The organism is Geodermatophilus sp. SYSU D00766 (assembly GCF_054049915.1).
The window spans coordinates 1-13,249 of record NZ_JBJGYI010000063.1 but is presented as its reverse complement, the minus strand read 5'-3'; the positions used below and the strand labels follow the sequence as shown (position 1 = coordinate 13,249).

Below are 13,249 nucleotides of genomic sequence, written 5' to 3'. Positions count from 1 at the left end.
GGCGCTCGGGCCGCGGGCCGGCGGCGCTGGCGCCCGCCCCCCCGCACCCCGCCCCCCGCCCCCCCCCCCCCCCCCCCCCCCCCCCCCCCCCCCCCCCCCCCCCCCCCCCCCCCCCCCCCCGGGACACCAGCGCGACGACGCCGAGCACGACGGCCGCCCCCAGCAGCGCGCCGAGCAGCAGGCCGAGGAGGAGGGAGGCGGCGTCCACGAGCAGCAGGGTGCAGGACGCCACCGACAAGCCCCCGCAGGCGCACGGCATAGGAAGCGATCCGCACGTCCCGGGGGCCGGGACGTGCGGATCGCTTCCTATGCCTCGACGGCGACGAGGACGGGGACGGGGGCGTGCTCGGCCTCGTGGTCGAGCAGCCACCGCTTGACCGGGGTGCCCCAGCGGAAGCCGCCGAGGCCGCCGTCGGAGCCGAGCACCCGGTGGCAGGGCACGAACAGCGCGGCGGCGTTGCGGGCGCAGGCGTTGGCCGCCGCGCGCACCGCCTGCGGCCGGCCGCAGCGGGCGGCGAAGGCGGCGTAGGTGTCGGGCTGCCCGGCCGGCACCGTGCGCAGCACGTCCCACGCCTCCTCGAGGAACGGCCCGGAGCGCTGCTGCACCGGGACGTCGTCGATCGCGCGCAGGTCGCCGGCGGCGTGCGCCTCGACGGCGTCGAGGACCGGCAGGTGCTCCACCCGCTCGACCCGGGTGGGCCGCAGCGTGCGGTGGACGACGGGCAGCAGGTCGGCGACGTCGCCGGTCCACCCGGCGGCCAGGACGACGTCGCCGCCGTCGGGGCCGGGGGTGACGACGACGGTGAAGGGACCGGGCGGGGTGGCGACGGTGGCGTAGCGGGCGGACGAGGTCATGACGCACTCCGATCGGGGGTGGACGCGGGGGAGCGGGTGAACAGGGCGGGGGCGGCCAGCGACCACAGGTGCACGACCGCGTAGGAGCGCCACGGCCGCCAGCGGGTCGCGGCGTCGGCGTCGGAGCTGCCGAGGGCGGCCAGCGAGCGGCGCAGGGCGAGGTCGCCGGGGAGCCAGACGTCGGGGTCGCCGAGGCCGCGCATCGCCACGACCGCCGCCGTCCACGGGCCGATGCCCGGCAGCGCCAGCAGGTCGCGGACGGCCTCCTCGCGGTCGCAGCCGGGGTCGAGGGCCACCCGGCCGTCCGCCAGGGCCGCGGCCAGGCCGGTGAGGGTGCGGCTGCGCGCGCCGGTCAGCCCGACGGTTGACAGGTCGGCCTCCGCCAGCGCCGCCGGCCGCGGGAAGGCGTGGGTGAGCGTGCCGACCGGCTCGGCCAGCGGCGTGCCGGCCAGCGCGACCACCCGCGCGGTGAGCGTCCGCGCGCCGGCCACCGACACCTGCTGGCCGAGGACGGCGCGGGCGGCCGCCTCCGGGCCGTCCGGCGAGGCGGGCACGCGGCGGCCGGGCGCGCCGGCGACCAGCGGGGCCAGCGCGGGGTCGGCGCCGAGGACGTCGTCGACGGCGGCGGGGTCGGCGTCGAGGTCGAGCAGCCGCCGGCAGCGGGGGACGGCGGCGCGCAGGTCGCGCAGGTCGGTCAGCAGCAGCCGCGCCGTCACCGCGGGGCCGCCGTCGGCGGCGGGGGAGAGGCGGACGACGGCGGGGCCGCCGGGCAGGTCGAGGACGCGGGAGAACGTGGTGCCGTCCCACTCCTCGAGGCCCGGGACGGCGTGCGCGCCGAGGAAGAGCAGCACCTCGGCCGCGTCGAGCGGGGCGCGGGCGGCCAGCCGCAGCGTCAGCCAGCCGGGCGCGCCGCCGTCACCGCCGCGCCGGCGGCTGCGCAGCTCGCTGGGGGTGCAGGCGAAGACCTCGCGGACGGTGTCGTTGAACTGCCGGATGCTGGCGAACCCCGCCGCGAAGGCGACGTCGGCCATCGGCAGGTCGGTGGTCTCGACGAGCACCCGGGCGGTCTGGGCGCGCTGGGCCCGGGCGACGGCGAGCGGGCCGACGCCGAGCTCGCCGACCAGCAGCCGGTGCACCTGGCGCTCGGAGTAGCCCAGCCGCGCCGCGAGCCCCGGGACGCCGGCCCGCTCGACCTCGCCGTCGGCGATCAGCCGCATGGCCCGGGCGACGACGTCGGCGCGCACGTCCCACTCCGGGGACCCGGGGACGGCGTCGGGGCGGCAGCGGCGGCAGGCGCGGTAGCCGGCGGCCTGCGCGCCGGCCGCGGTCCCGTAGAAGGTCACGTTGGCCACGGCCGGGGTGCGCGCCGGGCAGGAGGGCCGGCAGTAGATGCCGGTGGTGCGCACGGCGGTGAAGAACCAGCCGTCGAAGCGGGCGTCCCGGCTGGCGACCGCGCGGTAGCAGCGGTCAGTGTCGAGGGAGGCGGTCACGGCTCCGAGCATGGCACCGCCGGCCACCCTCCTCTGGCGGGAATCGGACGCCACCGTGGGCCGGTGTCCGGGTGCGGCCGTCACCGCCCCGCAGCAGACTGCCCGCACCGCCCGGGCTCCCGCCCGGGCCGCCGACCAGGGGGAACCGTGATCGATCCGTCCGTGCCCGAACGCCGCCACCTCCGCCCGCCCGTGCAGACCACCGGCCGGCAGGTGGTCGTCTTCGCCGACGCGGCCGACGAGCCGGTCGACTGGTCGGCCGCCGGGATCTCCGACGTCGCCGACTCCCGCGACTTCACCGCCGGCCGGGTCCCCGCGCAGACCCTCCGCGAGGCCGGCGCCACGGTGTTCTCCCGGCTGGGCATCGCCGTGGTCGCCGCCCCGCCGGAGCAGGTGGGCGCGCTGCGCCGGCCGGTGCTGTCGGTGTCCCCCGAGCTGGTGCACCACGTGCTGCCCGACGACGCCTACGTCCGCGGCTACCGGGACGGCGTCGCTGACCTCGCCGGCCGCCTCGTCGGTACCGGCGGCGACGGCGCCGCGCCCGCGCCGCCGCTGTTCGAGGACACCGCGGCGGCCACCTGGGGCGTGCAGGCGGTGCAGGCGACGACGTCGCCGTTCACCGGCCGCGGCATCCGGGTCGCCGTCCTCGACACCGGCCTGGACCTCGCCCACCCCGACTTCGCCGGCCGGCAGGTCACCGCGGAGTCCTTCGTGGAGGGGGTGACCAGCGCGCAGGACGGCCACGGTCACGGCACGCACTGCACCGGCACCGCCTGCGGCCCGCGGGTCCCCCCGGCCGGCCCGCGGTACGGGGTCGCCTCGGAGGCGGAGGTGTACGTCGGCAAGGTGCTCAGCGACGAGGGCAGCGGCGACGACGGCGGCATCCTCGCCGGCATCGACTGGGCGGTGGCCAACGGCTGCGCCGTCGTCTCCATGTCCCTGGGCGCCGACGTCGCCGAGGCCCACCCGCCCTACTCGGCCGCCGGGCGGCGGGCGCTGGAGCAGGGGTCGCTGATCGCGGCGGCGGCCGGCAACAACGCCGACCGGCGGGCCGGTGACCTCGGCTTCGTCGGCGCCCCGGCCAACAGCGTGGAGGTCCTCGCCGTCGGCGCGCTCGACGCGAGCCTGGCGACCGCCTGGTTCTCCGCGCGCAGCCTGCCGGTGCCCGGCGGGGAGGTCGACGTCGCCGGACCCGGGGTGGACGTGCTGTCGACCTGGCCCATGCCCACCCGCTACGAGACGATCAGCGGCACCAGCATGGCCACCCCGCACGTGGCCGGGCTGGCCGCGCTGTGGGCCGAGGCCACCGGGCGGCGCGGCTACGAGCTGTGGGCCACGCTCACCCAGGCCGCGCGGCGGCTGGCCGAGCCGTCGGCCGACGTCGGCGGCGGGCTGGCGCTGGCCCCGCAGTAGGGCGCCGGAGCGGGCTGAGGTCGGTCCGGGCACGTGGTCGCGCCGGAGTCCGGTGGCCCCCGGCCGCCCGGTCCGGCGGTCAACCGGGGAGGTGGCCCAGCTGCGACAGCACCGTCACGTTGTCCCAGATCAGCCACATCTCCGCGATCCTGCCGTCCTGGACGCGGAAGACACCGGCGAAGTCGAACCGCGCCTTCCGGCCGGACGGCGGGAAGGGGCCCAACGGCCCGGTCTGGGTGCCTTCGTAGGTCGCCCACACGGCCGCCCGGTCACCGTCCACCAGGACCTGGGTGAACGTCTGCACGTTGTCCGGGAAGGACTCCGCGTCCTGCCGCAGGAAGTCCTTTAACTGGTCACGATCGGTGATCGAGAGGTGTGGGGTCGCCTGGGAGTGCCGGGTGACGTCCGGGGCGAGGACGTCGTCGAGGAGGTCCAGCCGGCGGGTGTTCATCGCGTCCTCCAGCCGCCGGACCAGCGTCCTGGTGTGCTCGGCGTCGTCGGTCACCGGGACCTCCTCGTCCTCCGGCCGTGCAGCGACCCGGCCTGCCTACTCGCCGACACGACGGGGGGACCGACGACGGCTCGCCGAGGGGCCGGGCGGGCAGCCGGTCGTCACCCCGTGGGACGCCCCCGTCACGGCTCGCCGCCTCGGCGGCCCCGGGCGGCGTGGGAGGGACTAGCCTCCGCCCCGTGGGCTCCCCGCTGGCGCGGTTCAGCGTCACCGTCGACGACGGGCACCGGGCCGACCTCGACGAGGTGGCCCGGGCGCTGCGCGACTCGGGCCTGCAGGTCGACCGGGTGCTCGGCACGCTCGGGCTGATCACCGGGCGGGCGCCGGCCGACGCCCGCCCGGCGCTGCTGGCCGTGCCGGGCGTGAGCTCCGTCGACGAGCAGCTGCGCGTGCAGCTGCCGCCGCCCGACGCCCCGGTCCAGTAGCGCGGGGACCCTGCCGCGCCGCCGTCCGTTGGACGGGGTGTGCAACCGAGCCCCCCGGCCGGGCGAGCCCGCCTCCTCGTCGTCCTGCCGGTCCTCGTGCTGCTCGTCCTCGGGCTGGTGCTGGTGACCCGGCAGGACCCCGTCGAACCCGCGCCGTCGGCCGAGTGCGCGGCGGCGGAGCCGGCGGTGCGGGTCGACCCGGCGGCGGTGCCCGAGGGGCCGGTCGCCGGGTACGCCGGGGAGCAGCTGGCCAACGCGGCGGCGATCGTCAACGCCGCCGCCGACCTGGGCCTGGACACCTGCGCCCAGGTGGTCGGGGTGATGACGGCGATGGGGGAGTCCTCGCTGCGCGTCCTCGACCACGGCGACGCCGCCGGGCCGGACTCGCGGGGGCTGTTCCAGCAGCGCGACAACGGCGCCTGGGGCAGCTACGCCGACCGGATGGACCCCACCACCAGCGCCACCAACTTCTTCCGCGCGCTGCAGGAGGTGCCCGACTGGCACGCGCTGCCGCCGACGATCGCCGCGCACCGCACCCAGCGCAACGCCGACCCGTACCACTACCAGCGCTGGTGGGACGACGCCGTCGCGGTGGTCGGCGCGCTGGCCGGCCGCCCGGTGCTCGGCGCCGGCAGCTGACCCGGCGCCCGACGGTCAGCGCCCGACGGTCAGCGCTCGAGGAGCACCGCGATCCCGTCGAGCAGCCGGGCCAGGCCGAACTCGAAGGTCCGCTCGGGGGAGTAGCCGCCGAGCTCGTTCCCCGCGACCGGGCCGACCCGCGCCGCGGTGGGGAAGCGCGCCGCGTCGAAGACCCGGTCGACCAGGGGCTCGGTGGCCGCCCACCACTCGTCCTCGGTGAGCCCGCTGTCCCGCTCGGCCGCGTCCTTGTCGTGCAGCCCGCCGACGGTGCCGCGGACGAAGCCACCGACCACCGTCACCACCAGCTCCATCTCCACCTCCGACAGGCCCAGGCCGTCGACGGCGGCCAGCTCCAGGTCGTACCGGCGCATCAGGTTCGGCCCCAGGACCGGCCTGCCGGTGCCCACGGAGGCCGCCCAGGGGTGGCGCACGTAGAGGTCCCAGTTGGCCCGGGCGACGGCGGTCAGCCGCGCCCGCCAGTCGCCGGCCGGGGGCTCGGGGTAGAGCTCGCCGAGGACGGCGTCGTGCATGAGGGCCACCAGCTCGCCCTTGCCCGGGACGTGCGTGTAGAGCGTCATCGCGCCGACGCCGAGCTCGGCGGCGAGCCGGCGCACGGTCACCGCGGCCAGTCCCTCGCGGTCGGCCAGCTCGACCGCGGCGGCCACGACCCGGTCGACGTCGAGGCCGGGGCGGGGGCCGGGGCGGCGTCCGGCAGCGTCCGGGGTCCGCCAGAGCAGGGCCATGGTGCGGGCGGGGTCACCGCCGGACGTGGACTCCGTCGCCATGGCTGCAGCCTCCCCCATCCGGTTGCCCGGCCGTCTCCGTACGGCGTACGGTACTGCCCGAGGGGACGTCGTACGGTGTACGGAGGTGGCGGGTGGACGCGTCGGTGCGGATCCGGGGACTGGTCAGGAGGTACGGCGCGAGGGCGGTCCTCGACGGGGTGGACCTCGACGTCGAGCCCGGGCAGGTGTGCGCGCTGCTCGGGCCCAACGGCGCGGGCAAGACGACGGCCGTCCGCATCGCCACGACGCTGCTTCGGCCCGACGGCGGCCGGGTCGAGGTCGCCGGTGTCGACGTCGTCGCCCGGCCGCGGGAGGTGCGCCGCCGGATCGGCGTGGTGGGCCAGCACCCCACGGTCGACGACGTGCTCGGCGCCCGCGACAACCTGGTGCTCTTCGGCCGGCTGCACCACCTCGACCGGGCCGCCGCCCGCCGGCGCGCCGCCGAGCTGCTCGCGCTGGTCGGGCTGCCCGACACCGGCGACCAGCCGGTCCGGGAGTTCTCCGGCGGCATGCGCCGCCGACTCGACATCGCCGCGGGGCTGGTGCTCGAGCCGCGGGTGCTGTTCCTCGACGAGCCGACCACGGGGCTGGACCCGGCCGGCCGGCGGGACGTGTGGGACGCGGTGCGCGGCCTGGTGGCCCGGGGGACGACGGTGCTGCTCACCACCCAGTACCTGGAGGAGGCCGAGCGGCTGGCCGACCGGGTGGCGGTGCTCGATGCCGGCCGGGTCGTCGCCACCGGCACCCCGCGCGAGCTGACGGCGGCCATCGGCGGCGACCGGCTGGAGCTGGTCGTCCCCGACCCGGGCCGCGCCGCCGAGGCCGCCGCCATCGCCGAGCGGGTGGCCGCCGGGCCCCCGCTGCCGGGCGGGCACGACGAGGGGGCGCGGGTGACGGTGCCGGTCTCCCGGCGCGCAGGCGTCGTCGGCGACGTGGTCCGTGCGCTCGACGGCGCCGGGATCGACGTCGCCGACCTGGTGCTGCGGCCGGCCACGCTCGACGAGGCCTACCTGCGCCTCACCGGCCGGGACCGGGCGGCCGAGGAGGTGCCGGCGTGACCGCGGCCGCCGAGGGGACCGGCGGGCGGCTGCGGTGGGCCGTGACCGACGCGTTCACCGTCGCCGGCCGCGACGTCGCGCACTGGCGGCGGCAGCCCGCGGGCCTGCTGGCGACCCTGCTGTTCCCGGTGCTGCTGATGGTGACCTTCGTGTACCTGCTCGGCGGCGGCATCCCCGTGCCCGGCGGCAGCTACCGCGACTTCATGGTCCCGGGGATGCTCGCGCTGGTGATGCTGTTCGGGCTCGAGGGGACGATGAGCGCCGTCGTCACCGACACCCAGCGCGGCGTCACCGACCGGTTCCGGGCGCTGCCCATGGCGCCGTCGGCCGTGGTGGCCGGGCGCTGCCTGGCCGACCTCGCGGCCTCGGTCGCCGGGCTCGCCGTCGTCGCGCTCGCCGGGCTGGCCGTGGGCTGGCGCCCGGAGCCGGGCCCGGGGCTGCTGGTCGCGGCCGCGCTGCTCCTGCTGCTGCGGGTCGGCTTCCTCTGGGTCGGCATCTGGCTCGGGCTGCTGACCCGTGACCCCGCGCTGGTCACCGCCGTGCAGGTCCTCGTGTGGCCATTCGCCTTCCTCTCCAACGTCTTCGTCCCGGTCTCCTCCATGCCGGCCTGGCTGGGGACGCTCGCGGAGTGGAACCCGGTGGCGGCCACCGTGACCGCCGTGCGGGAGCTGACCGGCGTCCCCGTCCCCGACGGCGGGTGGGCCACCGAGCACGCCGCGCTGCTCGCCGTCGCCTGGCCGGTGGCGCTCACCGCGGTGTTCGCGGCGCTCGCGGTGCGCCGCTGGCAGGGTCTGTCGCGCTGACCCCGGCCGCTGGGTCCACCGACCGGTGGACGCAGCGCCCACGGAACGGCCGTACCGCCGGCGGCCCCGGGCCGCCAGGCTCGTGCCATGACAGCGATGCAGACGGCGCCCGCCGCGGCGGGGGTGCGCGACGACGACGCGGTCCGCGTGCGCGGGCTGGTCAAGCGCTACGGCGGCCGGGCGGTGGTCGACGGCCTCGACCTCGACGTCCGGCGCGGGGAGGTCTTCGCCCTGCTCGGACCCAACGGCGCGGGCAAGACGACCACCGTCGAGGTCCTGGAGGGGCTGCGCACCCGCGACGGCGGCGAGGTCGCCGTCCTGGGCGAGGACCCCGCGCGCGCCGGGCGGGCCTGGCGCGACCGCACCGGCGTCGTCGGGCAGACCACCGGCGCCGGCAACGCGCTCACCGTCCGCGAGACCCTCGACCACTTCGCCCGCTACCACGCCACGCCGGTGTCCACCGCCGAGCTGCTCGCCGACGTCGGGCTGGCCGGGTCCGCCGGCACCCGGGTGTCGCGGCTGTCCGGTGGGCAGCGGCGGCGGCTGGAGGTGGCCCTCGGCATCCAGGGTCGGCCGGAGCTGCTGTTCCTCGACGAGCCGACGACGGGCATGGACCCGGGGGCCCGGCGCTCGTTCTGGGGGCTGGTCCGCGGCCTGCGCGCGGCCGGCACCACCGTGCTCCTCACCACCCACTACCTGGACGAGGCCGCCGAGCTCGCCGACCGGGTGGGCGTGCTGGCCGCGGGCCGGCTGGTCGAGGTCGCCCCGCCGGCCGAGCTGGGCGCCGACCTGCGGCAGGTGGCCACCGTGCGGTGGACCGAGGGCGGCGCCGTCCGCGAGGTGGTCACCCGCGAGCCGTCGGCCGTGCTGCGCGACCTGCTGGCCGCGGCCCCCACCGGGGAGGTCCCCGGCCTGACCGTCACCCGCCCCGACCTGGAGGAGGTCTACCTCTCCCTGGTCGGCGCCCCCGCGACCCTCGAGGGAGAGCTGAGATGACCGCCGTCCTGACCCCGCCCCGCACCCGTCCGGCGCCGCCGTCGGCCGCGGCCATCGGCCTGGCCCGCACGGGCACGGAGCTGCGGCTGTTCGTCCGCGACCCGGCCCAGGTGGTCTTCTCCTTCGCCTACCCGGTCGTGATGCTGCTGATCTTCGCGTCCGTGTTCGAGGGCGAGGACCGGCCGGGTGGGGTGCCCTTCGCCCAGTACTTCCTCGCCGGGATCGCGGCCACCGGGATCATGCTGACGAGCTTCCAGGCGGTGGGCACGGCCATCGCCGAGGAGCGCGACCGGGGCGACCTCGCCCGGCTGCAGGCGCTCGGCACGCCGGCGCTCGGCTACTTCCTCGGCAAGGCCGGGCAGGTGCTGGTGACGACGGTCCTGCAGCTGGCGCTGCTGCTCACCGTGGCCGCGACCGCCTTCGACGTGGCGCTGCCCGCCGAGCCCGGCCGCTGGCTGACCTTCGCCTGGGTGGCGATCGGCGGCGCGGCGGCCGGCACGGTGCTCGGCATCGCGGTCGCCTCGGTCGGCAGCAGCCGGTCGGTGGCCAACGGGATCAGCGCCTTCGCCGTCGTGCTGCAGTTCTTCTCCGGCGTCTTCTTCGTCTTCTCCGAGCTGCCGCCGTGGATGCAGGAGGTGGCCGCGGTCTTCCCGCTCAAGTGGATGGTGCAGGGCATGCGCTCGGTGTTCCTGCCGGACTCGGCCGCCGCGGTGGAGCCGGCCGGCAGCTGGGAGCACGGCACCACTGCCCTGGTGCTGGCCGCATGGGTGATCATCGGGCTCGTGGTCTGCGTCCGCGCCTTCCGCTGGCGCCGCACGGCATGAGCCTGCGGCGCCTCCTGGCCGCCGCCCTCCTCCCCACCCCGGGCGAGGAGGGCGGCGAGCCGCTGTCCGCGCGCGGGTGGCGGGCGACGGTCGTCGGGATGCACGTCATCTCGGCGGTGCTGTGGTCGCTGGCGGTGGTCAGCGTGCTCTCGGGCGAGGTGACCGAGCCGGGCGAGCAGGGGCCGGTCCTCGCCGTCCTCGGGGCCCTGGCGCTGTCCTACGTCCTCGCCGGCGGGCCGGCCGTCGGGGGCGGGCACCCGCACCGGGCCCTGGTCCACCTCACCGTCGTGGTCGTCTGCTTCGGGCTGCTGGGGTGGCTGGCGCCGGGGCTGCTGTTCCTGCTCTTCCTCGCCTACCCGCAGGTCTGGTTCGTCGTGCAGGGGACGCTGACCGGCGTCGCCTGGACGGTGCTGCTGGCGGGAGCCAGCGCGATCGGGCCGCTGGCGCAGGCGGGGGCGGGGGAGACCACGCTGGAGGTGCTGCGCGAGTCGGTGGTCAGCCTGGCGTTCAGCCTGGCGCTCGGGCTGTGGATCAGCGAGGTGCTGCGGCAGAGCGCCGACCGGGCCTCGCTGATCGCGCAGCTGGAGGCCACCCGGACGGAGCTGGCCACCGCCGAGCGCGAGCGCGGGGTGCTCGCCGAGCGGGAGCGGCTGGCCGGCGAGGTGCACGACACGCTGGCGCAGGGGTACACCTCGATCGTCGTCCAGGCGCAGACGGCGGCGGCGCTGCTGCGCACCGACCCCGACGCCGCGCGGGAGCGGCTCGCCGTCATCGAGGACGTCGCCCGCGACAACCTGGCCGAGGCGCGCGCCGTGGTGGCGGCGTTCCGGCCGGTGGCGCTGGACGGGTCGACGCTGGTGGAGGCGCTGCAGCGGCTGGCCGCCCGGTTCGCCCGCGAGACCGGGCTGCAGGTGCGGGTGGACACCGGGGCGCTCGACGGCGTGCCGGCGCTGCGCACCGACGAGGAGGTCGTGCTGCTGCGCGGCGCCCAGGAGGCGCTGACCAACGTCCGCCGGCACGCCGCGGCCTCGGCGGTGGTGCTGCGGCTGGCGCGGGTGGGCGGGCAGGTGTCGGTGCACGTGGAGGACGACGGGGTGGGCTTCGACCCGTCGTCGGTCACCGTCTCGGGCCTGGAGGGGCTGCGCGGGCGGGTGGCGCAGGTGGGCGGCGAGGTCGACGTCGCCTCCGCGCCGGGATCGGGCACGCGGGTGACGGTGCGGGTGCCCGGGACGTGATCAGGGTGCTGGTGGTCGACGACCACCCGGTGGTGCGCGGCGGGCTGGTCGGCTGGCTGGCGGCGCAGGAGGACCTCGACGTCGTCGGGGAGGCCGGCGACGGGCTGGAGGCGCTGGCGCAGGTGGCGGCGCTCGCGCCCGACGTGGTCCTCATGGACCTGCGGATGCCGCGCTTGGACGGCGTCACCGCGATCGAGAGGCTGGCCGCCGCGCACCCCGCCGTCCGGGTGCTGGTGCTGACCACCTACGACACCGACGCCGACATCGTGCGGGCGGTGGCCGCCGGGGCGACCGGCTACCTGCTCAAGGACGCCCCGCTGCCGCAGCTCGCCGACGCCGTCCGCGCGGCCGCGCGCGGGGAGACGGTGCTCGCCCCGCCGGTGGCCGCCCGGCTGGTGTCGCAGCTGCGCGCGCCCGCCGTAGAGGCGCCGACCGCGCGCGAGCTCGAGGTGCTGGCCGGGGTGGCGCGCGGCCTGACCAACGCCGAGATCGGCCGGGAGCTGTTCATCGGCGAGGCGACGGTGAAGACGCACCTGCTGCGGGTGTTCGCCAAGCTCGGCGTCGACGACCGCACGCGCGCGGTCATGGTCGCCGTCGAGCGCGGCCTGCTCCCCGGCCCCGGCGCCCGGTAGCTGTCTCCGTCGCGCGGTGGACACCCATCCCGGCCCGGGTGGGTGCCTGTATCGCGCAATTGGCACCTCATCCGGCCCGGGTGGGTGCCTTTGTCGCGCAATTGGCACCTCACCGCGGCCTCCGGACCCTGGTCGGCCGCCCGGGTGACCGACAGAGTCACCGACGGGGCACGCGGGTGCAGGGAGGTCGCATGGCCGGGTTGATCGGTCCCCGCGCGCTGGTCCAGTTGGTGCGGACCGGCGACCTCCGCGCGCGGTGGCGCGCCGCGCGGGACGGGCAGGCCGCCCTGCGCCTGCAGGTCGTCAGCGCAGCCCTCGGCACCGGCGTGCTCGACGCACTCGTGCCGGGGCCCGCGAGCACCGCCGAGCTCACCTCCCGCACCGGCGCCACCGATCCGGACCTGCTGGAGGCCTTCCTGCAGGTGGCGTCGGTGGTCCGGCTCGTCGACGGGGACGGCGCCCGGTGGCGGCTGGCCCGTGCCGGGCGCGCCGTCGTCGAGGACGACCTCGTCCGCGCCTCCTACCAGGGCTTCGGCGGGTTCCACACCGACCTCTACCGCGGACTCGGCGCGGAGCTCGCCGGCGGGACGAGGCGGCGTGACCTGGCCGAACAGGGCGAGCTCATCGCCCGCATGAGCACCGGCTTCGACACCTTCGTGCACGAACTGCTCGTCCGGACCGTCACCGAGCGCCGCCCGTGCCGTGTGCTCGACGTCGGGTGCGGTGCCGGGCTGCAGCTCGCCGCGATGCTCGCAGCGGCGCCCGGCGCCACCGGCGTCGGGGTGGACGTCGACGCCGAGGTCGCGGCCCTCGCGAGACGGACCCTGGGGGAGCGGGGGCTCGCCGACCGGGCGACCGTCGAGGCCGTCGACGTCCGGGTCGCGCTCACCGAGGAGCGGGGAGGCTCCCTCGCCGGACCCTTCGACCTGGCGCTGCTCGCCAACGTCGTCTACTGCGTGCCGCCCGCCGAGCGGGTGCCGCTGCTGCGCGCGGTCGCCGATCGCCTGACCCCGGGCGGCAGCGCGCTCGTGATCACCACCGCCGCCACCCGGCAGCTGTTCAGCCGGCACCTGGACCTCCTACTCCGCGCGCAGGAGGGCGATCTGCAGCTCCCCGACGGCGAGACGCTGGTCCGCCAGCTGGCCGAGGCCGGCCTGGACCCACAGCCGCCCCGGAGCGTCGTGCCGGGGACGCCGTTGATCGCGGTGTCCGCCTCGAGGCCCGGGGACACCGATCGTGCGACCGCAAGGGGTTGCTGACATCTGTGGACAAGCCTTTGACCTGCGGATACGGGTCGCAGGATGGTCTCCGTTCGGATATTCTTCGTACATGTGTTCGGGTGAGTGGCAGGCCGGTGACGATGTCCTGGACGACGTCGCCGCGCTGGTCGCCGAGCGCAACCGCATCGACGCGGCCCTGGCCCGGCGGGTGCGGGCGGCGGAGCTGGCCCAGGCGTCGGAGCGCGATGGGCAGCGGTCGATGGCCTCGTGGCTGCGGGGGCACTGTCGGTTGTCGTCGGCGGCGGCGTCCCGGCTCGTCGGCAACGGGCGGGCGCTGGAGCACCTGCCCGTGCTCGCCGAGGC

Annotated in this window: 14 protein-coding genes and 1 pseudogene; 11 read left to right on the top strand and 4 right to left on the bottom strand. The window is 77.4% G+C overall.

Annotated elements, in window-relative coordinates:
• Positions 1–306: 306 nt before the first annotated feature.
• Together ACI8AD_RS24055 and ACI8AD_RS24050 are read right to left on the bottom strand one after the other, a co-directional pair.
• Positions 307–855, bottom strand: a complete 549-nt coding sequence (locus ACI8AD_RS24055; RefSeq protein ID WP_456873055.1) for a methylated-DNA--[protein]-cysteine S-methyltransferase — start codon at positions 853–855, stop codon at positions 307–309.
• On the bottom strand, positions 852–2,345 hold the full coding sequence (locus tag ACI8AD_RS24050) for an AlkA N-terminal domain-containing protein (RefSeq protein WP_456873054.1): 1,494 nt from the start codon (positions 2,343–2,345) through the stop codon (positions 852–854). The genes ACI8AD_RS24055 and ACI8AD_RS24050 overlap by 4 nt, the downstream gene beginning before the upstream one ends.
• 147 nt (positions 2,346–2,492) lie before the next feature.
• On the opposite strand from ACI8AD_RS24050, the gene ACI8AD_RS24045 reads away from it, so the two are divergent.
• Positions 2,493–3,758: a S8 family serine peptidase gene (locus ACI8AD_RS24045; RefSeq protein WP_456873053.1), complete on the top strand. Its 1,266-nt coding sequence runs from the start codon at positions 2,493–2,495 to the stop codon at positions 3,756–3,758.
• A gap of 79 nt (positions 3,759–3,837) precedes the next feature.
• Here the strand turns inward: ACI8AD_RS24045 and ACI8AD_RS24040 are convergent, their stop codons facing one another.
• The gene (locus ACI8AD_RS24040; protein ID WP_456873052.1) at positions 3,838–4,263 is read right to left on the bottom strand and encodes an ester cyclase; all 426 of its coding nucleotides are present in this window, start codon (positions 4,261–4,263) and stop codon (positions 3,838–3,840) included.
• 185 nt (positions 4,264–4,448) lie between these two features.
• On the opposite strand from ACI8AD_RS24040, the gene ACI8AD_RS24035 reads away from it, so the two are divergent.
• Positions 4,449–4,694 (top strand): hypothetical protein, encoded by a 246-nt coding sequence (locus ACI8AD_RS24035; RefSeq protein ID WP_456873051.1) that lies wholly within the window; start codon positions 4,449–4,451, stop codon positions 4,692–4,694.
• Positions 4,695–4,733: 39 nt separating this feature from the next.
• On the top strand, positions 4,734–5,333 hold the full coding sequence (locus ACI8AD_RS24030) for a hypothetical protein (protein ID WP_456873050.1): 600 nt from the start codon (positions 4,734–4,736) through the stop codon (positions 5,331–5,333).
• Between the two features lie 29 nt (positions 5,334–5,362).
• Here ACI8AD_RS24030 and ACI8AD_RS24025 read toward each other — a convergent pair whose 3' ends face one another.
• A complete protein-coding gene (locus ACI8AD_RS24025; protein ID WP_456873049.1) occupies positions 5,363–6,118 on the bottom strand; it encodes a TetR/AcrR family transcriptional regulator in 756 nt (251 codons plus the stop codon).
• A gap of 92 nt (positions 6,119–6,210) precedes the next feature.
• Between ACI8AD_RS24025 and ACI8AD_RS24020 the strand changes: the two genes are divergently transcribed.
• The 8 genes and pseudogenes from ACI8AD_RS24020 to ACI8AD_RS23985 all read left to right on the top strand — a co-directional run.
• Positions 6,211–7,176: an ABC transporter ATP-binding protein gene (locus ACI8AD_RS24020; RefSeq protein ID WP_456873048.1), complete on the top strand. Its 966-nt coding sequence runs from the start codon at positions 6,211–6,213 to the stop codon at positions 7,174–7,176.
• Positions 7,173–7,979, top strand: a complete 807-nt coding sequence (locus tag ACI8AD_RS24015) for an ABC transporter permease (RefSeq protein ID WP_456873047.1) — start codon at positions 7,173–7,175, stop codon at positions 7,977–7,979. The genes ACI8AD_RS24020 and ACI8AD_RS24015 overlap by 4 nt, the downstream gene beginning before the upstream one ends.
• Positions 7,980–8,066: 87 nt before the next feature.
• A complete protein-coding gene (locus ACI8AD_RS24010; RefSeq protein ID WP_456873046.1) occupies positions 8,067–8,975 on the top strand; it encodes an ABC transporter ATP-binding protein in 909 nt (302 codons plus the stop codon).
• The gene (locus ACI8AD_RS24005; RefSeq protein WP_456873045.1) at positions 8,972–9,799 is read left to right on the top strand and encodes an ABC transporter permease; all 828 of its coding nucleotides are present in this window, start codon (positions 8,972–8,974) and stop codon (positions 9,797–9,799) included. The genes ACI8AD_RS24010 and ACI8AD_RS24005 overlap by 4 nt, the downstream gene beginning before the upstream one ends.
• Entirely contained in the window at positions 9,796–11,034 is a 1,239-nt protein-coding gene (locus tag ACI8AD_RS24000) for a sensor histidine kinase (RefSeq protein WP_456873044.1), read from the top strand. Before ACI8AD_RS24005 ends, ACI8AD_RS24000 begins: the two co-directional genes overlap by 4 nt.
• Entirely contained in the window at positions 11,031–11,666 is a 636-nt protein-coding gene (locus tag ACI8AD_RS23995; protein ID WP_456873043.1) for a response regulator, read from the top strand. The genes ACI8AD_RS24000 and ACI8AD_RS23995 overlap by 4 nt, the downstream gene beginning before the upstream one ends.
• 191 nt (positions 11,667–11,857) lie before the next feature.
• A complete protein-coding gene (locus ACI8AD_RS23990) occupies positions 11,858–12,925 on the top strand; it encodes a class I SAM-dependent methyltransferase (RefSeq protein WP_456873042.1) in 1,068 nt (355 codons plus the stop codon).
• A 70-nt stretch (positions 12,926–12,995) separates the two neighbouring features.
• Positions 12,996–13,249, top strand: a pseudogene (locus tag ACI8AD_RS23985) (endonuclease); the annotation flags it as partial.